General features: G+C 45.9%; 21 protein-coding genes and 1 pseudogene. 14 read left to right on the forward strand and 8 right to left on the reverse strand.

The window, feature by feature from the left end; all coding sequences use genetic code 11:
- The first annotated feature begins 54 nt into the window (after window positions 1–54).
- Complete coding sequence (locus tag CSH93_RS07280) at window positions 55–348, forward strand: high-potential iron-sulfur protein (RefSeq protein WP_100642579.1); 294 nt, start codon at window positions 55–57, stop codon at window positions 346–348.
- A gap of 14 nt (window positions 349–362) precedes the next feature.
- Here the strand turns inward: CSH93_RS07280 and CSH93_RS07285 are convergent, their stop codons facing one another.
- Window positions 363–1,991: an amidase gene (locus tag CSH93_RS07285; RefSeq protein ID WP_100642580.1), complete on the reverse strand. Its 1,629-nt coding sequence runs from the start codon at window positions 1,989–1,991 to the stop codon at window positions 363–365.
- An 8-nt stretch (window positions 1,992–1,999) separates the two neighbouring features.
- Window positions 2,000–2,776, reverse strand: coding sequence for a substrate-binding periplasmic protein (locus tag CSH93_RS07290; RefSeq protein WP_100642581.1), 777 nt, complete (start codon window positions 2,774–2,776; stop codon window positions 2,000–2,002).
- 76 nt (window positions 2,777–2,852) lie between these two features.
- Between CSH93_RS07290 and prmA the strand changes: the two genes are divergently transcribed.
- From prmA to CSH93_RS07330, 8 genes are all read left to right on the forward strand, one after another.
- Window positions 2,853–3,734, forward strand: coding sequence for a 50S ribosomal protein L11 methyltransferase (gene prmA / locus CSH93_RS07295; RefSeq protein ID WP_100642582.1), 882 nt, complete (start codon window positions 2,853–2,855; stop codon window positions 3,732–3,734).
- A 152-nt stretch (window positions 3,735–3,886) separates the two neighbouring features.
- Complete coding sequence (gene dusB, locus CSH93_RS07300; RefSeq protein ID WP_100642807.1) at window positions 3,887–4,876, forward strand: tRNA dihydrouridine synthase DusB; 990 nt, start codon at window positions 3,887–3,889, stop codon at window positions 4,874–4,876.
- A gap of 30 nt (window positions 4,877–4,906) precedes the next feature.
- Window positions 4,907–5,200 carry a DNA-binding transcriptional regulator Fis gene (gene fis / locus CSH93_RS07305; protein WP_100642583.1) on the forward strand — a complete coding sequence of 98 codons (294 nt, stop codon included), beginning with the start codon at window positions 4,907–4,909 and terminating at the stop codon, window positions 5,198–5,200.
- A gap of 85 nt (window positions 5,201–5,285) precedes the next feature.
- Entirely contained in the window at window positions 5,286–6,881 is a 1,596-nt protein-coding gene (gene purH / locus CSH93_RS07310; RefSeq protein ID WP_100642584.1) for a bifunctional phosphoribosylaminoimidazolecarboxamide formyltransferase/IMP cyclohydrolase, read from the forward strand.
- Between the two features lie 20 nt (window positions 6,882–6,901).
- Window positions 6,902–8,188: a phosphoribosylamine--glycine ligase gene (gene purD, locus CSH93_RS07315; RefSeq protein ID WP_100642585.1), complete on the forward strand. Its 1,287-nt coding sequence runs from the start codon at window positions 6,902–6,904 to the stop codon at window positions 8,186–8,188.
- Between the two features lie 162 nt (window positions 8,189–8,350).
- Complete coding sequence (locus CSH93_RS07320; RefSeq protein WP_164078318.1) at window positions 8,351–9,220, forward strand: TIGR02285 family protein; 870 nt, start codon at window positions 8,351–8,353, stop codon at window positions 9,218–9,220.
- 17 nt (window positions 9,221–9,237) lie between these two features.
- Window positions 9,238–10,242, forward strand: coding sequence for an ion transporter (locus CSH93_RS07325; protein WP_100642587.1), 1,005 nt, complete (start codon window positions 9,238–9,240; stop codon window positions 10,240–10,242).
- A gap of 73 nt (window positions 10,243–10,315) precedes the next feature.
- A complete protein-coding gene (locus CSH93_RS07330; RefSeq protein WP_100642588.1) occupies window positions 10,316–11,218 on the forward strand; it encodes a phosphoribulokinase in 903 nt (300 codons plus the stop codon).
- 1 nt (window position 11,219) lies between these two features.
- On the opposite strand, the gene CSH93_RS07335 is transcribed toward CSH93_RS07330, so the two are convergent.
- Complete coding sequence (locus CSH93_RS07335; RefSeq protein WP_100642589.1) at window positions 11,220–11,969, reverse strand: SGNH/GDSL hydrolase family protein; 750 nt, start codon at window positions 11,967–11,969, stop codon at window positions 11,220–11,222.
- Between the two features lie 86 nt (window positions 11,970–12,055).
- Here CSH93_RS07335 and ompR point away from each other — a divergent pair, with 86 nt between their 5' ends.
- Both ompR and envZ read left to right on the forward strand, forming a co-directional pair.
- Window positions 12,056–12,784, forward strand: coding sequence for an osmolarity response regulator transcription factor OmpR (ompR, locus tag CSH93_RS07340; RefSeq protein WP_100642590.1), 729 nt, complete (start codon window positions 12,056–12,058; stop codon window positions 12,782–12,784).
- Between the two features lie 13 nt (window positions 12,785–12,797).
- Window positions 12,798–14,132, forward strand: coding sequence for a two-component system sensor histidine kinase EnvZ (gene envZ / locus CSH93_RS07345; RefSeq protein WP_100642591.1), 1,335 nt, complete (start codon window positions 12,798–12,800; stop codon window positions 14,130–14,132).
- A 32-nt stretch (window positions 14,133–14,164) separates the two neighbouring features.
- Here the strand turns inward: envZ and CSH93_RS07350 are convergent, their stop codons facing one another.
- The 5 genes and pseudogenes from CSH93_RS07350 to CSH93_RS07365 all read right to left on the reverse strand — a co-directional run bounded on the left by CSH93_RS07350 (window position 14,165) and on the right by CSH93_RS07365 (window position 17,842).
- Window positions 14,165–16,051: a GGDEF domain-containing protein gene (locus tag CSH93_RS07350; RefSeq protein WP_100642592.1), complete on the reverse strand. Its 1,887-nt coding sequence runs from the start codon at window positions 16,049–16,051 to the stop codon at window positions 14,165–14,167.
- Window positions 16,048–16,347 carry a hypothetical protein gene (locus CSH93_RS07355; RefSeq protein WP_100642593.1) on the reverse strand — a complete coding sequence of 100 codons (300 nt, stop codon included), beginning with the start codon at window positions 16,345–16,347 and terminating at the stop codon, window positions 16,048–16,050. The genes CSH93_RS07350 and CSH93_RS07355 overlap by 4 nt, the downstream gene beginning before the upstream one ends.
- Complete coding sequence (locus CSH93_RS18270; RefSeq protein ID WP_420807250.1) at window positions 16,344–16,733, reverse strand: CZB domain-containing protein; 390 nt, start codon at window positions 16,731–16,733, stop codon at window positions 16,344–16,346. Before CSH93_RS18270 ends, CSH93_RS07355 begins: the two co-directional genes overlap by 4 nt.
- A gap of 12 nt (window positions 16,734–16,745) precedes the next feature.
- Window positions 16,746–17,015 (reverse strand): annotated as a pseudogene (locus tag CSH93_RS18275) (methyl-accepting chemotaxis protein); the annotation flags it as partial.
- 563 nt (window positions 17,016–17,578) lie between these two features.
- Complete coding sequence (locus tag CSH93_RS07365) at window positions 17,579–17,842, reverse strand: hypothetical protein (protein WP_100642595.1); 264 nt, start codon at window positions 17,840–17,842, stop codon at window positions 17,579–17,581.
- An 86-nt stretch (window positions 17,843–17,928) separates the two neighbouring features.
- Between CSH93_RS07365 and CSH93_RS07370 the strand changes: the two genes are divergently transcribed.
- Genes CSH93_RS07370 through can form a run of 3 tightly spaced genes read left to right on the forward strand, consistent with a single transcriptional unit; the run spans window position 17,929 to window position 19,592 of the window.
- The gene (locus CSH93_RS07370) at window positions 17,929–18,435 is read left to right on the forward strand and encodes an RNA polymerase sigma factor (protein ID WP_240615521.1); all 507 of its coding nucleotides are present in this window, start codon (window positions 17,929–17,931) and stop codon (window positions 18,433–18,435) included.
- Complete coding sequence (locus CSH93_RS07375) at window positions 18,425–19,027, forward strand: hypothetical protein (RefSeq protein ID WP_100642596.1); 603 nt, start codon at window positions 18,425–18,427, stop codon at window positions 19,025–19,027. The genes CSH93_RS07370 and CSH93_RS07375 overlap by 11 nt, the downstream gene beginning before the upstream one ends.
- Entirely contained in the window at window positions 19,014–19,592 is a 579-nt protein-coding gene (can, locus tag CSH93_RS07380; protein ID WP_100642597.1) for a carbonate dehydratase, read from the forward strand. Before CSH93_RS07375 ends, can begins: the two co-directional genes overlap by 14 nt.
- Window positions 19,593–19,609 lie beyond the last annotated feature (17 nt).

Genomic DNA, 19,609 nt, shown 5'->3' on the forward strand with positions numbered 1-19,609 from the left:
TTTTTAATCATTGAAAATACGTGTTGAACATACATAACGCTTAAGGAGCGCTAAATGAATAAGGTTAATCGCCGTGATTTCCTAAAATTGTCAGGAACGAGTTTAATTGGGCTCACTCTTGGTGGTGTTGCACTGCGAGCCAATGCCCAAGAACAATTAAGTCCAGATGATCCCACCGCAAAAGCCTTGCAATATACCCATGAATCGACGGTAGAAGGTTCTACGTGTGGTAATTGTATGTACGTGCAGGGTGATGCAGCTGCCGAATGGCGTCCGTGCGCGATCTTCCCGGGTAAACAAGTGAATGCAAAAGGCTGGTGTACTGCTTGGGTTAAAAAACCAGGTTAATGTTACACGGTGCCCTAGTGTTTAACTGGGGCACTGCCATTATGTGGGAGCGACGTCGCCGGTTTGATTTGCCATTGCGTTCCGTCTATTGCAATAGGATTGAACGTTGTTTCATTATTTTGTTGAAAGACATGCGCCGCATTTAACACATCCCAATCTTGCCATTGACCACTAATAAAACTCAATCCAATCGGTAGTTGCTTAATATCACCCATGGGCACACTCACGTGAGGATAACCTGCAATGGCGGCAGCCCAGCCAAATCCGAGCCATCCCCAAGGACCATGATCACCAAACACGGTATCTATCTTAAATGCTGGATTATTGCTCGGCGCAACCAACAATGAGACATTGTGCTCTGCCAACAGTCGATCAATCCCTTCTTCTCGTGTCGATGTTTGAACGAGCGCTAAATTTTTCGCATACACTTCACTGTCCAATGTGGGAGCTTGTTGCGCCTTTATAAAAATCGATTGATCAAATAAAGCGAGCTCGCGAGTAGATTGTTGATTGAATTTGATTAAATCATCGAGTGATCGAGCCTGTTTAATATTAGGCGCTGATGCGAGGTATTGATTAACCGAAGGTTCAAATTCGCTCAGTAGCACGCCATATGAGGCATCCCAAAAATCATCGGGTACAGAGAAATCGGTAATATCCACCAATTCCGCACCAGCCGCTGCTAAAGATGACAACGCTTTGTCAAACAGCGCTATAATTTCCGGCCGCTGACCTTGATGGCTGCGCATAACGCCTATACGAACTCCTGCTAACGTTTGGGTAAACGGCTTCGCTAGATCCTCTTTGCGCAGATCCGCCGCTGCCGTCGCGTTATCTTTGGGGTCGCTTCCCGCCATCGCATAGGCTAATAAAGCCGCATCCTTGACCGATTGCGCCATCGGTCCGGCTGTGTCTTGAGAGGGGGATATTGGCACAATGTGGGTTCTGGAAAGCAAACCTATAGTAGGTTTATAACCGACAATACCGTTCATGCTGGCGGGGCAGATAACTGAGCCATTGGTCTCGGTGCCTATCGCTATCGGGGCTAACCCAATGGCAATGGCAGCACCAGAGCCTGATGAAGAGCCACAAGGGGAGCGAGACAAATCGTGCGGATTAAGTGTTTGCCCAGCAACACCGCTCCAGCCACTGATAGAATCTTCGGAGCGAAAATTCGCCCATTCTGATAAGTTGGTTTTACCTAGCACGATCATACCGGCGTCTCTTAAGCGCGCTATGATAGGAGCATCTCTGTCAGTACGGTTGTCGATAAGCGCTAAAGAACCTGCAGTAGTGGCTAATTCACGTGTGTCGATATTGTCTTTGATCAGCACTGGGATCCCGTGAAGTGGTCCACGCACTTTTCCCTGGACTCTTTCTAAATCGCGCATCAATGCGTCTTCTCTTGCAAATGGATTGATACTGATAACACTGTTTATGGTGGGCCCTTGATGGTCATATTGTTGGATACGTGCGACGTAATGATCCACTAACGCAACAGAGGTGATATTACCTGCGGCTAACTGTTCAGACAGTTCATACACAGAATACTGCCACCAATTCGTTTGATTATTTTTTTCGCGGGGCTGGGCAGCACACCCCAGTAATAAAAAAAGCAGGGTGATAACACTTAGCGCCTTCATAACAATCCTTATTGGTCTTTGTGAAGTAAATCGACCAGATTAAATTCCATCAATAGAGCGTCGTAGGTTCCATCAGAAATAGCTAACGCTAACTCGCGGTTAAATCCTTCACGGATATCGGCATCTGGAATACCCGCTGAATAGACACTCTTTGGAAACAAACGATGGATTTTCACGTCTTTGTTGCGAAGTTCGGGTTCAACCAACAAGCGAAAATGCCGGAAAATATTTTCATCCATCACCGCTACGTCAACACTGCCGCGCAACAACAATGTCACTTGGTTTTTTTGGTCGGGCAATTCTATGTAGTCAGGGCGATTATTAACTGCTGCGGCATATTGTCTTCCCAACACGGTGGTGGCAGTTTGAAAGGCGATAACCGAATAGAGGTTTAATGAATCTACAGTCGTGAGGGCGATATCATTTGACGCTAGGGTGATGGCAACATTTTGATAAGCGATGTAGGGGGCTGAATACCACTCAGGCACAATTTCATGGTATTTGTTCATGGTTAGGCCGATATCAACCTGACCGGTTGTTAACATATTCGCTGTGCGCCCAAAGGGAACGTATATGACGGATATGTCGTGTCCCAATTTGCGCATGATGTACCGCGTCAACTCCAACTCAAAGCCACTGTTGGCCTCACGGATAACATAGGGCGGCTTATGCCAGCCAACGGCTACGGTATAGCTATTGGCCATGCTAAGTGGGCTAATAGTTAACAGTAGGAATGCGTTCAGCGCGCCAAGCCAGGCTTTCCACTTCAAATGTAAAATTTTCATATTCACGAGTGGTTACCTCGTCAAATGTTTGCCTGTCTTTGATAATATACGCTAAATCGTAAAAATGAGAACAAATATGGCGTGGTTACAAATAATTGTTGATACGCAATCAACAAAAGCGGAATCAGTAGGGGATTGGCTGAGTTTTCATGGCGCACAGGCGGTCACCTTAGTTGATGGAAAAGATACGCCAATGTATGAACCTAAGCCTGGCGAATTAATGCTGTGGCCAGACACGCGGGTAGTAGGATTGTTCGACAGTGAAACGGATATTCAAACACTTGGTAAGGCCCTGCAAACATCAGGCATTTTATCTGACGACGACAAGCTAAAGTATGAACAGTTAGAAGATAAAGATTGGATACGCGAGTGGATGGACAGTTTTCACCCCATGCAGTTCGGTCAGCGTTTGTGGATTTGCCCAAGCTGGCGTGAAGTCCCCGACCCCACTGCGGTAAATGTACTGCTGGATCCAGGCCTCGCGTTTGGAACCGGTACGCATCCAACGACGGCTTTGTGTTTGGAGTGGTTGGATAGCATCGATGTCAGCAAAAAGCAGATTGTCGATTTTGGGTGCGGCTCAGGTATTTTGGGCGTGGCAGCGTTGAAATTGGGCGCATCGCATTGCGTCGGCATTGATATTGACCCTCAGGCGCTATTGGCCACGACAGAAAATGCGAAACGCAATGATGTGAGTGAGCAATTTGATGTGTATTTGCCCGAACACCAGCCGTCTTTGCAAGCTGATGTAGTCGTAGCCAATATTTTATCAGGCCCACTTTTGGAGCTGAGAGGGGTGATCACTGACTACTGTAAACAAGGAGGATTACTCGTATTGTCAGGCATACTGGCTGAGCAAGTCCCTGAGATAGAAAGACATTACTCAGAGAACTTTGAATTAGAGCCGTCGAAAGTCAGCGGTGAGTGGGCACGTGTGAGTGGTAGACGCCGCTGTTAGCGCTTAATTCTTGGTCAGACCAGAATTTAAAAGTCAATACCCCAAACTAAAATATTGTGCAAAAAATAGCCTTTTCATTTGTGTGAAAATCCGTAAAATGCGGCCTTCTTTGCGAAGTAGGTCGTTTTTTGAACAGTCAATTGCTTAAATCCATCACGATTGGTCACCACAAACTAGACAACAATGTCTTGTTAGCGCCGATGGCGGGTGTCACGGATAGGCCATTTAGGCAAATGTGCAAAAGAATGGGGGCAGGTCTGGTAGTGTCTGAGATGCTATCAAGTAACCCCGAAGTGTGGAGTTCTAGAAAGTCTCGTCAGCGAATGGACCACACCGGTGAGGTGGGTATCCGTTCGGTGCAAATCGCTGGTTCAGAACCGCAACTCATGGCTCAGGCAGCCCAATTTAATGTTGATAATGGTGCACAAATCATTGATATCAACATGGGATGCCCAGCAAAAAAGGTGAATAAGAAGCTGGCAGGCTCTGCTTTGCTTCAAGATCCCGACCTAGTTCAGCAAATAGTAATCGCAGTGGTTGACGCCGTCGATGTACCCGTTACGTTAAAAATTCGTACGGGGTGGAATCGAGATAATCGAAATGGTGTCGAAATTGCAAAAATTGCCGAAGCGAGTGGTATTGCATCCTTGGCCGTACATGGCAGAACACGCGAGTGTATGTACAAAGGCGAGGCTGAGTACGAAACCATCGCAGCAATTAAAGATGCTGTCTCAATCCCAGTTATAGCAAACGGGGATATCACAAGCCCTGAGAAGGCCGCAGAGGTTATGCGACAAACTGGGGTGGATGGCGTCATGATTGGCCGTGGCGCGCAGGGGAATCCTTGGATTTTCAAGCAAATCATAGAGCATTTTCAAACCGGACGAAAAGCTCAGTTGCCGTCTATTGATGAGCAACATCAAGTACTGCGAGAGCATGTAATTAATGTACAGCAGTTTTATTCTGGCATCAGTGGTGTGCGTATTGCACGTAAACACGTCGGTTGGTATTTAGCAGAGCACGACACCGATCGCCAGTTTCGCAGTTTTTTCAATGGTATCCATACGGATGTTGAACAGTTGGAAGCAATTGATAATTTTTTCCAGCAGCAACGCGAATCAGGTGTTTCAAGTGCTGCTTAATATAAATTTTTACAACTGAGCAGGTAGTATATGTTCGATCAAAATATAACTTCACCCTTTACAACGACAGTGACCACACCGTCTCAAACGTTGGCAGAAAAGCCATTGCGTGATTCGGTTAAGCAAGCGGTTGCTAAGTATTTAAAGGAGTTGAACAACAACGATATAGACAACTTGTATGAGTTGGTCTTGGCGGAGCTAGAAGCGCCGTTGTTGGAAGAAGTGATGAAGTATACTCGCGGAAACCAAACGCGCGCTTCTGTATTAATGGGTATCAACCGCGGTACGTTGCGTAAGAAACTCAAGCAATACGGAATGAACTAAGTTACATGCGACCAAAAAGCACCCTCGGGTGCTTTTTTTGTTTTCAAACCACTAGCGTAATAACTTCAATCGTAGAAAAAACACCATGGCAAATCCTATTAAACGCGCACTACTAAGTGTTTCTGATAAAACCGGTATTCTTGACTTCGCTCAGCAGCTTCACAATGCGGGCGTTGAATTGCTTTCCACAGGCGGTACAGCGAAATTGCTGGCAGACAATGGTCTGCCCGTTATCGAAGTATCAGATCATACGGGTCACCCCGAAATCATGGACGGTCGAGTTAAAACATTACACCCTAAAATTCATGGTGGAATTTTAGCGCGTCGCGGGCAAGATGAAGCCGTCATGACGGAAAATGGAATCAAACCAATTGATTTGGTTGTGGTGAACTTATATCCGTTTGCACAAACGGTTGCAGACCCAAACTGTAGCCGCGAAGACGCGATAGAGAATATTGATATCGGTGGCCCTACGATGGTGCGCGCGGCTGCTAAGAATCACAAAGATGTGACTATCGTGGTTAATGCAACTGATTACGCACGCGTTGTGACTGATATGCAAAGTAACAACGGGGCAGTGAGTGACGCATTGCGTTTTGACCTTGCCATAAAAGCGTTTGAACATACCGCAGAGTATGACGGCATGATTGCCAATTATTTTGGTGCACGTTTGGACCAAGATGACAGCCATGAGCACACAGAAGATTGTCACCACAGTGAGTTTCCGCGCACGTTTAATATGCAGTTAAGCAAGAAGCAAGATTTACGTTATGGTGAAAACTCGCACCAGCAAGCTGCATTCTATGTTGAAAATACTATTCAGGAAAATTCAGTCGCAACGGCTCAACAGCTTCAGGGCAAAGAATTGTCCTTCAACAATATTGCCGATACAGATGCCGCGTTGGAATGTGTGAAAGAGTTTGAGCAACCCGCCTGTGTTATTGTGAAACATGCTAACCCGTGCGGTGTGGCGTTAGGTGACTCAATCCTTGAGGCCTACGAAAGAGCCTATCAAACTGACCCCACGTCAGCATTTGGCGGTATTATCGCATTTAACCGTACCCTCGACGAAGCCACTGCTGAAGCGATCATTTCTCGTCAATTTGTTGAAGTCATCATTGCGCCAGATGTCAGTGAAGCTGCGCTAGCGGTGTGTAGTGCGAAACAAAATGTGCGCGTATTGGCCTGTGGTGATTGGCAAGGTCAATTGACCGAAGGTTATGACTTCAAGCGGGTTAATGGCGGCCTCTTGGTACAAGAGCGTGATTTTGGCATGGTTGAAATGGAAGACTTGCAAGTCGTTACTAAGGTTAAGCCAACCGAAGAACAATTAAACGATCTCATGTTCACGTGGAAAGTGGCTAAATACGTGAAATCTAATGCGATTGTGTATTGTAAAGATGGCATGACCATCGGTGTAGGTGCAGGTCAAATGAGCCGAGTATATTCCGCTAAAATTGCGGGTATCAAAGCGGCCGATGAAAACTTGCAGGTAGAAGGCTGTGTTATGGCATCTGACGCATTTTTCCCATTCAGAGATGGCATTGATGCAGCTGCGGCTGCTGGCGTTAAAGCAGTTATTCAACCGGGTGGCTCAATGCGAGATGAGGAAGTCATTGCAGCAGCGGATGAGCACGGTATTGCTATGGTATTCACCGGCATGCGCCATTTCCGTCACTAATAGAGTCCAAGGAGTTAGTTGTGAAAGTATTAATCATTGGCAGTGGTGGTCGAGAGCATGCACTAGCCTGGAAAGCAGGTCAGTCTGAAAGCGTTGAGAAAGTTTTCGTAGCACCCGGTAACGCAGGTACCGACATCGAGCCTAACATTGAAAACGTCGATATCGGTGTTGAAGATATCAACGGTTTGCTTGCCTTCGCGCAAGAGAACGCGATTGAACTTACCATCGTAGGCCCAGAGGCACCTCTAGTAATTGGCGTCGTTGATGCTTTCCGTGATGCGGGGTTAAAAATCTTTGGTCCAACACAGGCGGCGGCCCAATTAGAAGGTTCAAAAGCCTTTACCAAAGACTTTTTGGCTCGTCATGAAATCCCAACCGCGTTCTACTCGGTGTTTACCGAAGTAGAGCCTGCACTGGCCTACGTTAAGCAACACGGTGCTCCGATTGTGGTTAAAGCTGATGGTTTAGCCGCGGGTAAAGGCGTTATTGTTGCGATGACGGAACAGGAAGCGGAAGCCGCGATTCGTGACATGTTGTCTGGTAATGCCTTTGGTGAAGCGGGTAGCCGCGTAGTTATTGAAGAGTTTCTGGATGGAGAAGAAGCGTCGTTCATTGTGATGGTTGATGGCGAACATGTATTGGCGTTTGCCACGAGCCAAGATCACAAACGCGCAGGCGATGGTGATACGGGCCCTAATACGGGTGGCATGGGGGCCTACTCTCCTGCTCCGGTTGTTACACCAGAAATACACGCGCGTATTATGCAGGAAGTGATAGAGCCAACGGTTCAGGGGATGAAAGCGGAAGGGAATGAATATACCGGCTTTTTGTACGCTGGGCTTATGATCATGGCAGATGGAACGCCAAAAGTGATCGAATACAATTGTCGCTTCGGCGATCCTGAAACTCAACCTATCATGATGCGACTTCAGTCTGATTTGGTAGAACTGTGTTTGGCGGCTTGTGAGCGTGAATTACACACCAAGGAAATCAACTTTACACCAAATGCAGCGGTAGGCGTTGTCTTAGCAGCAGGTGGATATCCGGCAAGTTATCCCAAAGGTGATGTGATCAACGGTTTAGACAATGTACCGAGCGCACTGGGTAAAGTATTCCATGCAGGCACGGTAAACGTTGATGGTCAAGTTGTCACTTCCGGTGGACGTGTGTTGTGTGCCACAGCGTTGGGCGAAAGCGTGACCGAAGCTCAACAAAAGGCATATGAGATAGTGGCCAAAATCGCGTGGAAAGATATGTATTTCAGACGTGATATTGCTTACCGAGCGATCCGCAGAGAAAACGCGTAAGTATAATCTGTTAGCGCTGCCCACTTTGCCGAAAAGGGGGCAGCGAATCTATATCAATAAATGTTGATTAATATCGAGCAAATAGCATTTCTTTGTAGACTTTCCAGCTACGGTTAACTACGGTTATATCACTGAATTCTATATTTGATTGTCGTACTGGCTGTGAAAAAATCGTATTTGCTTTCACTGTTGACGTTTCTCCCGTTAGGCTTTGCTTTCAATGCAACTGCCGATGAGAACGAAATCAACTGGCAAGTGTTTCATGCCCCGCCTATTCATATAAAAGTGGGTCCAGACGCAGGAAAAGGGTTCGTTGATTTGATGCTCACAGAGTTGATGAGCAAGATGCCCGAGTACCAGCATCACCAACCCTTTACAACCCAATCACGAGCGCTGCACGATATCGAAGTGGGTAAGCAAGTTTGTCACCCTTCACTGTTTAAAACGCCAGAAAGAGAGAAATTTGCGGTGTTTTCAAAACCCACATTGTTCTCACCAGCGAACCGGTTGATTGTAAAGCCCGCCGATATTGTCGCGCTGGAATTGCCTCAGGTAATTGATCTGGATGAAATATTGCAGCAGCACCAATTAACATTGGGATTGGTTCAAGGGCGTTCCTATGGGCCTTACATCGATGGAATAATCAAAGGGTATGGCGACGACAATATAGTGCGGATTTCGCCAGAGCAAAGTGAAGTTATCTTCCGTTTACTTGAAAACGGGCGAATTCAGTCCACAGTCGCCTATCCGTTTGAGGTTAATTACTATCATCGATATAACATGCAGGAAGCGCATCAAAAAGTTGCATTGTATATCAAAGGTGAACCTGAGTTCGTAATGGGAAGGGTGGCGTGCCCCAACAATGAGTGGGGGCAAAAAGTCGTTCACAGAGTGAATGCCGTGTTAAGCGAGTTGGTTCGCACTGATGCATATGAAAAAGCGATGACAACCTGGTGGCGGGAAGAGGCTGACACAGCGGCTTTCCGAGACTTTTACGATACGGTCTTTTTAAGTCATTACGCTATCGAATAACAAGTTGACGCTCTTTGATGAATCTTAATGACTTTAAACAATCGCTGTTCTTCACGCTACAGCCGTACGACAAAAACAATCAAAAAGGTCGTTGGTTCGACTGGTTACTCATAATTCTCATTGTTGCGAATGTTATCGCCGTAATGCTCGAAACAATGCCGGAAGTGGGTACTCGCTATCATCTTGAATTTCTGGCTTTTGAAATATTCTCAGTGGGCGTGTTTACAATAGAATACATTGCGCGGATCTGGACGTGCACGCTAGAGGAAGACTACGAACCAATCAAAACAGGTGAAACAGCGAGTCATTATCGACTTCGGTTTTTGTATCGACCGATGTCGTTAATTGATTTGATGGCTATCTTGCCGTTTTACTTAGGGATGATATTTGCAATTGATTTACGGGTATTGCGCTTGTTCCGCTTGGTGCGCATGATCAAGCTTGGGCGCTATTCTATCGCCATGCAAACATTGCAGATGGTGATAGCGCGTGAATATCGAGTGATCATTGCGGCCTTGGGCATGTTGATGATTGTTATGGTAATCGCCGCCACCACAATGTATCACTTAGAGCGGTATGCCCAACCTGAGCATTTTGGCAGCATACCGCAAGCTCTTTGGTGGTCGGTTGTGACCTTAAGTACGGTGGGATATGGTGATGTCTCACCCATCACCGCATTAGGCCAATTTGTGGCGGGGCTATTTATCCTTATCGGTGTTGCGTTGTTTGCTTTACCGGCAGGTATCTTAGCGTCGAGTTTTACTGAACAAATGTCGCTACGTCGGGATAAGTTCCGCGCTCAGGTGATCAATATGTTGCACAACGGACATCTACAGCTTACGGATATCGATAGGCTTGAAAATCTGCGCCGGTCGTTGCAACTTGACAGAGAGGAAGCGCAAGCGCTGTTTGCTTCTATCCGGGCGCAAACAAAGATATCTCAGCCGCAATCCTTAAGCCATTGTCCTCACTGCAAAAAGCCACTGTTAGAGGGGGAAACCCATCAACATAAACCGGATTAATCACGGTAAATCGCTTGATTATTGTTGTTGCGTTGCTTATAACTAACCTCCCTATCTTTTGCGTTAGAGAACTATGTCAGTAAAGCATCCGATTATTGCAATCACCGGCTCGTCAGGTGCGGGAACGACAACCACTACTAATGCAATTCGTCATATTTTCAGAAACCTATCGGTAAATTCTGCCGTGGTTGCTGGTGATAGCTTTCACCGCTTTACGCGCCCGGAAATGGAAGTCGAAATTCGCAAAGCACAAGAGCAGGGGCGGCACATTAGTTATTTCGGTCCTAAGGCGAATGACTTTGTGATGCTGGAAAACCTGTTTAAGGAGTATGCGGAAACTGGGCGCGGTAAGTTTCGTCAATATCTGCACACATTTGATGAAGCGGTTCCGTTTAATCAAATGCCCGGCACCTTTACACCCTGGCAAGACCTGCCTGAAAACACGGACCTGTTATTCTATGAAGGTTTGCACGGTGGCGTTGCGACAGATGAAGCGGACGTGGCGCAACACGTTGATTTGCTGGTGGGCATGGTGCCTATCGTAAACCTTGAGTGGATCCAGAAAATTGTGCGCGATACGACCGATAGAGGACATTCTCGCGAAGCGGTGATGAGCAGTATTGTTAGGAGTTTGGATGATTATTTTCATTACATAACGCCGCAGTTCTCGCGCACGCACGTCAATTTTCAGCGCGTTCCGACAGTTGATACGTCGAACCCGTTTAGCGCACGAGAAATCCCCAGCCAAGACGAAAGCTTTGTGGTTGTGCGCTTCCGCCGAGAAATGCGCAACGTTGATTTCCCTTATTTACTGCAAATGATTGATGGCGCCTTTATGTCGCGCATCAATACATTAGTGGTGCCGGGCGGAAAGATGGGCTTGGCCATGGAACTTATATTAACGCCGCTGATTGAAGAGATGCTTGAGAAGAAGCGTCGTGCCGGATTCCAAGTGGATTGGCTACAAGACCGTTAATTTACGGCTTGGATTTATTAAACTGCGCGATCACAGCTGCAAGCCTTTCTCCCCATGCTTGATAAAGTGGCTCTCCCGGGTGAAATCCATCCTGTGCCATTGTTGATACATCGTCGATAAAGCGTAACGAAAAAAAGCGTTGTAACGGGTTGTGTGCAATTAACTGTTGTAGCGCGTCATCAAACTCATCTGCTCTTTTGCCTAAATACCAACGCAATGGTTGAGGAAGGGCTGGAAAGCGAGCCATAGGGGGCAATCCACAGGTAACAACCTTTGCGCCTTTGAAGCGATTTTGGATCTGCTGGTATAGCGCTTGCTGCTCTGACTGCCAGATGGCAAGAGAACGGTTTTTAGTGACATCATTGACGCCAAAGACGGTGACAACGATATCTGCCCGTTCAGACGGTGGTAGGGACTTCATCCACTCGATGCCGTCATGTGATGTCGCGCCGGTTTGGGCTATAAGCGTAATATTTACCGGTTCAGGTGAAAGTGCGTTGCGTAGATTGCCTAATAACGCGGTGTTTTGATGAGATGCACCCACACCTGCGGCGGAGGAATCACCCACTATCAATATGTTGCAGGCGCTCTTGTTTGAAAATATTGTGCGGTTTCCTTCTGGCTCCGGTAATGTCGGCGTATTGCGTCTAACGTGTTTACCTTGATACAAAAGTACCGGAGCAAGCGTTAATGTTCGAATTAGGTGATGCACAAAAGCGTCTGTCAGTTGATTTGAAACAGGTTGTAACATTCCTACTGAACAATGTCGACGCAAGGCGCTTTTTTGTTTGCTGATGATGCTTTATAGTCTAATTAGGCAGTCTAACGGATTTCATTATGGGTCAAGAAACATCCAAAATTTTAGTGGTTGATGACGATATGCGTCTTCGCGCATTGTTAGAGCGCTATTTGGTCGAGCAAGGCTATCAAGTGCGTTCTGCCGCGAATGCTGAGCAAATGGACAGGCTTTTAGAGCGCGAAAATTTCCACTTGATTGTATTGGACTTGATGCTACCCGGTGAAGACGGATTATCGATTTGTCGACGCTTACGGCAAAAAGACAATGATATTCCGATCATCATGTTAACGGCAAAGGGAGATGAAGTTGATCGTATCATTGGCCTGGAAATGGGCGCAGATGATTACCTTCCTAAACCGTTTAACCCTAGAGAATTACTGGCGCGTGCAAAAGCTGTATTGCGCAGAAAGGCAACTGAAGCGCCGGGTGCGCCAAGTCAGTCTGAGCAAGTTGTAGAGTTTGGTCGATACAAACTTAATTTAGCTACACGTGAAATGACAGACGACGGTAAGCCGCTGAGTTTGACCAGTGGGGAATTTGCCGTCCTTAAGTCATTGGTAACACACCCGCGTGAGCCTTTGTCGCGTGACAAGCTAATGAACCTTGCCCGAGGTCGTGATTACAGTGCATTAGAGCGCAGTATCGATGTGCAAGTGTCGCGCTTGCGTCGCATGCTAGAGGTTGATCCTGCAAACCCTCGCTATATTCAGACAGTGTGGGGGCTAGGTTATGTATTTGTACCGGATGGTTCTGTACCGGGCGAATAGTTAACCTATTGCTATGCGAATATTGCCCAAAAGTGCGTTTGGTCAGACGGTTTTACTGATAGGCGTACTGCTTCTTATCAATCAAGTGGTGTCTTATTTAGGCGTCGCTTATTATTTTGTTCGTCCCAGTTATCAGCAAATCAGTGGGCTCATTGCCGATCAGGTTAACGTGATAATCAATGAAGAAATCCACCTGCGCAACCCGGAAGGTAAGCGTGCCTTTTCTGAACTCACCGATATTCATTTTTTTACTCCCGAAGAAGCTCAAGCAAATGGGCTTAACAATGCCACCTATTACGCCTTTATTTCTAATGCGGTATCACAGCGCCTAGAGACGAATGCCAACGTCATGATCGGCATGTTAGGCGATTCTAGAGCCCAGCAATTGTGGGTTGTGTGGGTCAACACACCACGCGCGAAAGATGTGTGGATAGCACTACCGATGCAGGGTGTTTCCAGTGGTGACTTTTCGCCTTTAACCTTATTTCTGATTGTTATTGGTGTACTCAGTGTGGTGGGCGGTTGGCTATTCGTGCGCCGCGTCAATAGACCACTGCAAGCACTGGAAGCTGCGGCGATTAATGTTGGCCATGGACATTTCCCCAAACCTCTGGCGGAGGAGGGCACAAGTGAAATCATGGCAGTAACAAAAGCATTCAACCAGATGTCAAAAGGCATTAAGCAGTTGGAAGATGACAGAACCTTAATGACCGCGGGTATTTCTCACGATTTACGCACACCACTTACACGCATCCGATTAGCCACAGAAATGCTGCCGGAAGATCAGGACTGGGTCAAAGAAGGAATTGTGCAAGACATTGAGGATATGAACGACATCATCGATCAGTTTATTGAATATGCACGATTGGATCACAGCGAACAGCGGGAGCTAGGTGATCTTAACGATATTATTCGTGATCTGGTTCAGGTTAGGCACCTTGATGACGGCCACAATATTGAGTTGTCGCTTATGGAATTACCGCAAACCTTTATGCGTAAAATTGCGATAAAACGTGTTTTGGATAATTTGATTGAGAATGCGTTTAAGTATGGAAGCCCCAAGATAAAAGTAAGCACTCACATTCATCCGAACAAGGCATCGATTATTTGTTGTGTACGTGATTTTGGCGCGGGCATTGAGGATGATGACATTGAGTCGTTGTTTTCCCCCTTTGTTCGTGGCGACAAAGCGCGCGGGGCGGCACATGGCAGCACAGGATCAGGCTTAGGGTTAGCCATATCTAAACGTATCATCGATATGCATGGCGGACGGATCAGCATTGAAAATCATGCAGAGGGAGGGCTTAATGTTTGTTTTGCACTTCCAATCATCGATCGTCAATCCTAAATGAGCTTGCACTAGCCCAAGCACAATGACCGTTAGTGATTGGCCATTTTGACCGCATTCCGCCCGGCATTCTTAGCCTCATACAATGCATCATCGGCGGCTTTGACTAAAGCATCCAAGCTGTAACCTTGTTGCTCGGTACAGGCGACACCTAAACTTATACTAAAGGTCAAGCGCGAGCTCTCCAGATGAAAAACTTTTTCAGCAATGTTGCTGCGCAAACGCTCGGCAATAGTAGCCGCTTCTTCAAGCGCGATATGAGGCATTAAAACTAAGAACTCTTCCCCTCCAATGCGACCTAGTTGGCAATCGTTGCGCAATAAATGTTGAGCCTGACGCGCCGCTGAACGTATTACAACATCTCCTAACTGATGTCCGTGTGTATCATTGATGCGCTTAAAGTTGTCGATATCAAAAATAATCAAGGATAAGGGCTGCTGCTGTCGAGAAGCTTGCTCAATGGCTTTCAGACTTTGCTCTAGAATATGGCGCCGATTACTGATCCCGGTTAACCCATCAGTATTCGCCTTGTGTTTAAACAATCGTCTGGATTGAAAAAGAAATAGTGCGATAACGGTCACAACCAACGCGAGCAAGGCTATAAATAACATGCTTAGATTGGCAATATGTTGTTCACTTTCTTGTCGCTTTAATTCCAGTTGTTGGATGTTGATTTCTTGCTCTAATAGCTTGTTTTTATAGCTTGTAATGGTCGCATCATGATCCAACGAGGAAAGGACTGTTTGGCGGTTGATAAGATCCAGTTTTTCTTTATGTTCCTGTTCTATTCGCAGCATAAGGTTCGCAACCGCGGTCTTTGTTTCACCTTCAGTGGCTGCAATAAACGCGTTAGCCTCTAGGATCATAGGGTGCTCGAGATCAGCTGAAGGAGATAGCGTAATGTATTGTGCAGCGGCTTTGGCTGCCTCCTCAAGTTGACCATTGCGCGCAAAAGCTCTGGCAAGATAAATATAGGAAACACGTACGAAGTACTTCTCACTGGTATTGTCTTGTTCTGCAATAGCTTTTTGATACAAGGTAATTGCTTCTTCAACCTCGCCTTCTCTAAGGGCTACTCGGGCCAGATTGAAATGGGCAAAAAACAGGAAATCAGCGTATTGAGGCAATTTTTCCGCTAACGCATACATTTCTTGTGCATGTTCGCGCGCATCGTCAAAACGTTCTAACTCTATCGCTTCGCCAACTAAACCGTGCAGCATGTTAAATACATCTGGCCAATCTTCAACGGCTAACCATTGCTCATAGGCATTAGCCAAATGTAAATAGGCCTGTTGGTGTAATTCGTTATCACGGTACAACAATGCCGTTGCATTGTAGATCATCGCCGTAGGTGCATAACCCAATTGGTGCGTATTGGCTTCGGCAAGTGCTTCATCAAGCAGAGCGAGTCCGGTTGAAAATTCGTCACTATTGCGGAAACAAAAAGCATGTTGTGTGAGTGCTTTTACCAGAATTTCAGGATCAGTCACTTGGCGTGCCAGTTCAACGGCAATGACGCGGTCAGGGCAATATTGGTTTATATCATTGGTCTGTAAATAGGTAACATATGAGCGCTCAAGATAACTTTTTACTAGCTCGCTTGTCGGAGAAATGCTTTCCAATAGCGTGATGGCCTGAGTATAGCTTTTCCATGACGCTTCCAACTGATTGAGGCGTTCCTGCCGTTCGGCAAGCATCATGTGGTAGCGGCCTTGGTCAATGACAGGCCAATTGTGACTATTGGACTCAGCAAGTAACAACATATCGACTTGTTGAGCCCTATCCTGCACGCCTTCTAGGCGCATTTTAAGATCAGACAGTGAACTATCTGTATTGGCAAAGGCGGGCAATGAAAGACAGAAAATTACCGCGAATAGAGAGACTGTTAATACAACAGATTTAATGACTACTTTTCTCAAAATGGTGATTGTCCGCGGCACTGCTGTGAAATATCTTCTACTTTCTGCGACAGAGATTTACTTAATTCTTCATTCTCAGAGAGTGCGCTGAAAGCAAACTGTTCGAGCATAAATGACTGTCGAAATTCACTCTTCTGGCACGCACAGATAGGTGGGTTGCGCGAATCTTGTTCGTCATTTTTACATTCAGAGAAGAATAGCTGGGCGCTCCAACCGGCAACAAACCAATGCAGAGCGCCGAGTATAACCAGTACAACAATCCAGCCGTGCCCCCCTTTTTTTTGCGGGTAACTCATTTGACTTTAGCTTCTAAAGCATTCAGGCATTCGAAGACTTGAACGCTGGCCGCTTCCATTTCAGCTAACTTGTTCACTGCCAGCTCTCCATTGTCTTCTTTGAAAGCTTTTAGTGCAGCAATACCCGATTCATGCACTTTGGCATGTGGCTGTTCTAGGTTATGAAATTCTGGAAAGCCCTTATACTGAGTCTGACCCTCTCCTTGGTAATACCATTTACCTAGACGACACTGATGATGGTCTGCAAAATCTTTCTCATCTTTATCATTTTCATTTCTAATGGTTCGATATATCTCAACCTTCCACACTAAATGATCAAGTTTAACCGTTTGAATAAACGTACTCAGACTGGCTTTTGATATGACTTCCGCCATGCCTTCGGCCATGGAAGAAATATCCTGAATTGAATCATTGATTGAATTGGCTGAATCGGCAACCGCTTGAGTTTGCTCATTACTGTGCACAATTTTAGTGTGTGCTGAATCGGTTTGTTGTGAAGTAATATTGGTGAGTTGAGATATTTTCTCAGAGGCTTCAGCTGAACGACTGGCCAATGTTCTAACCTCATCGGCAACCACCGCGAACCCTCTGCCTTGTTCGCCTGCGCGGGCTGCTTCAATTGCGGCATTGAGCGCTAGTAAGTTGGTTTGATCGGCGATACCTCGTATCTGCGTGACGAAAGATTCAATTTCAGATGCTGACTTAGACAGTTGATCGATTGCATCATTAATACCTTGAGAATTTGAGGTGAGTGTTCCTAATATCTCGACGCATTCATTCAGCGTAACACTGATCTTGCTAAAGTCTGCCAAGGTATTTTCTAGCCGTGTTTTCTCTTGGCTGATTTGGGTTGCCGAATTGGCGACATCATGTCTGACCGCATCTAACATATCTAAAGAATAGAAGAAGTTCTTCACAATAGAGCGTTCCAAATCAACTTTTTTGGCTAGATCTTCTGCGTCTAGATACGACTTATGTAAACGCTGCTCCATTTTAAGTAGCTGATCCTCAAGCGCTTGTTTTTCATTTTGCAGTTGCTCTATTTGCAAGCGTTGAGAATCATCAGCGTGTTTTCTGAAGAACATGTACAGTACCGTTTCAACCCTTGTTTGAAAAATATAGCACAGCTTTCAGTACTCAGGACTTTTATTTAAATCAACATGTTAAAGGTGAATAAGCTCAACAGAATCACTTTTCCAAATTGACTTAAGGTAAATAAGTAACACGCTGTTTAGAGCGCATTAATTTTCTTGTTCAGTTCATAACTGGGTTCAGTCACAATGGCTTCTAGTGTTTCAATCCGTGATTTTAACGCCGCGATTTGCTCGTCTTTTGACCGCTCTGAGGCGCTTACATGTTCACTTGTGAACGGGTTAGAAACTTTTCCATTAAACCAATCGACTAGTCGCCAATGATAGGTCTTGTCTAGCCAACAAAGGGTAAGTGCTAGAGCCAGCAATGCGAACGTTAGTGCAACTATCTGAAATGTTTGCATACTTTATTCCTCGTTAATGTGTGATTACGCTGCTTTTTGGTTATAGTCTCGGCATTGCAAAATTTATTACAAAAAATTAGACACCTGTGCAGCAAAGTTTTGAAGATCTAATAGCCGAACACGGACATATGTTGTCGCGGGTTGCTGCCACCTATGAATCTGATAGGGAGCGACAGCGCGAATTGACGCAAGAGATTTGTTTGGCTGTGTGGCAGGCATTGCCCGCATTTTCAGGACAAAGCAGTGTTAAAACGTACTTATTGAGAATAGCTCACAATCGGTCGGTGACGCATGTCAGTAAACAGGTCAAAGAACCCAGTGTTAATGCATTTGATATCAGCGATGAGGATAGCGGCGCAGTGCTATCCACTCGCAGTACAGAGGCTATTTTAGCGGAACAACAAAGTGCGGCTCAGTTAGTGGCATTGGTGCGCGAGCTGCCCATCAATGCGCGTCAAGTGGTCACGCTAGCGATGGAAGGTGTGAACTATAAAGATATTGCCGAAATCTGTGGCATCAGCGCGTCAAATGTAGGCGTATTACTGACCCGCGCAAAACAACAATTGAAGAGTAAGATTAGCCATGCAGAATGATCCTTTTGATGAAGACTTGTCTTCACTGTGGCAAAAGCAGGAAACAGCGCCGATTAATGCTGCTGAAGTCATGAAAACAATGAAGAAGATGAAGCGAAAGCAAATCTTCTATGTCGTTTTAGACGCTTTATCAGTGATTATTGGGCTAGCGGTTCTATTGTCTGTTCGAGAACGTTTTAGCGATGTTTTCTTCTATACAATTTTAGCTGTGGTTGTTATCAGTGGTATCTATGCAGCTTACATTACTTACTTAAGGCGCTTCGCCGTGCTTGCCGATACGGCGGACAGGAGTGTTAAGCAGCATTTAACCAATATGCTAGCGCAAGCTAAAAGTAATGTAAGAATTGCACGCTATACCCAAATCAGCAGTTGGCTGAGTTGGTTAATGCTCATTTTTATTTGGCTGTTGTTCGGCTTTCTAGACGAAATGCCGCAGGATGAGTGGTTGCGAAAACTCGGTGCTAGTATGGTATTGGGCACTGTGATATTGGCACCCATGTATGTTTGGGCGCGTAAAAGAGAAACTAAATTTCGTCAGCTAGCGGCTCAGTTAGAACAACAACAACGAGGATTCGACGATGCCGGAAATTAAACGGCTTTTAATCAACAATGAAGCGTGGGCAGAGCGAACGCAGCATGCCGACCCTGATTTTTTCGACAAATTGTCGCGCCAGCAAAAACCGGTGTACTTGTGGATTGGTTGTTCTGATAGCCGAGTGCCAGCCAACCAAATAGTCGATCTTCTGCCGGGTGAAATTTTTGTCCATCGCAATGTGGCAAATATGGTGGTCCATACCGATTTCAATTGCTTATCGGTACTGCAATATGCGGTAGATGTTTTAAAGGTAAAACACATTATTGTTTGTGGTCATTACGGCTGCGGTGGCGTAGAGGCCGCGCTAGGTGATCAAAACTTAGGTTTGATTGATAACTGGCTTGCTCACATAAAAGATATCTATCGCCAACATGAGTCTGAATTAATGGCGCTTGAGGGGCACGCTCGAACCAACCGTTTGTGTGAATTGAACGTTATCGCGCAAGCAGACAATGTGCGCCGTACAACCATTGTTCAGGATGCATTGGCACGTCAACAAGCACTAAAAATTCACAGCTGGATTTACAGTTTGCGCAATGGACGTATCACGGACCTAGGTTAACCGGTTTGACCGTAGGA

The organism is Neoalteromonas facilis (assembly GCF_002807665.1).
GTDB lineage: Bacteria > Pseudomonadota > Gammaproteobacteria > Enterobacterales > Alteromonadaceae > Alteromonas_E > Alteromonas_E facilis.

Excerpts from the sequence above, each read along its gene's own strand:
- CSH93_RS07290 (WP_100642581.1), bottom strand. The coding sequence starts at position 2,776 with ATGAAAATTTTACATTTGAAGTGGAAAGCCTGGCTTGGCGCGCTGAAC.
- prmA (WP_100642582.1), top strand. The coding sequence starts at position 2,853 with ATGGCGTGGTTACAAATAATTGTTGATACGCAATCAACAAAAGCGGAA.
- CSH93_RS18270 (WP_420807250.1), bottom strand. The coding sequence starts at position 16,733 with ATGGCCGAAGGCATGGCGGAAGTCATATCAAAAGCCAGTCTGAGTACG.
- CSH93_RS07280 (WP_100642579.1), top strand. The coding sequence starts at position 55 with ATGAATAAGGTTAATCGCCGTGATTTCCTAAAATTGTCAGGAACGAGT.
- CSH93_RS07355 (WP_100642593.1), bottom strand. The coding sequence starts at position 16,347 with ATGAGTTACCCGCAAAAAAAAGGGGGGCACGGCTGGATTGTTGTACTG.
- can (WP_100642597.1), top strand. The coding sequence starts at position 19,014 with ATGCCGGAAATTAAACGGCTTTTAATCAACAATGAAGCGTGGGCAGAG.
- CSH93_RS07325 (WP_100642587.1), top strand. The coding sequence starts at position 9,238 with ATGAATCTTAATGACTTTAAACAATCGCTGTTCTTCACGCTACAGCCG.
- CSH93_RS07335 (WP_100642589.1), bottom strand. The coding sequence starts at position 11,969 with ATGTTACAACCTGTTTCAAATCAACTGACAGACGCTTTTGTGCATCAC.
- ompR (WP_100642590.1), top strand. The coding sequence starts at position 12,056 with ATGGGTCAAGAAACATCCAAAATTTTAGTGGTTGATGACGATATGCGT.
- purH (WP_100642584.1), top strand. The coding sequence starts at position 5,286 with ATGGCAAATCCTATTAAACGCGCACTACTAAGTGTTTCTGATAAAACC.
- CSH93_RS07365 (WP_100642595.1), bottom strand. The coding sequence starts at position 17,842 with ATGCAAACATTTCAGATAGTTGCACTAACGTTCGCATTGCTGGCTCTA.
- envZ (WP_100642591.1), top strand. The coding sequence starts at position 12,798 with ATGCGAATATTGCCCAAAAGTGCGTTTGGTCAGACGGTTTTACTGATA.
- CSH93_RS07285 (WP_100642580.1), bottom strand. The coding sequence starts at position 1,991 with ATGAAGGCGCTAAGTGTTATCACCCTGCTTTTTTTATTACTGGGGTGT.
- fis (WP_100642583.1), top strand. The coding sequence starts at position 4,907 with ATGTTCGATCAAAATATAACTTCACCCTTTACAACGACAGTGACCACA.
- CSH93_RS07375 (WP_100642596.1), top strand. The coding sequence starts at position 18,425 with ATGCAGAATGATCCTTTTGATGAAGACTTGTCTTCACTGTGGCAAAAG.
- CSH93_RS07330 (WP_100642588.1), top strand. The coding sequence starts at position 10,316 with ATGTCAGTAAAGCATCCGATTATTGCAATCACCGGCTCGTCAGGTGCG.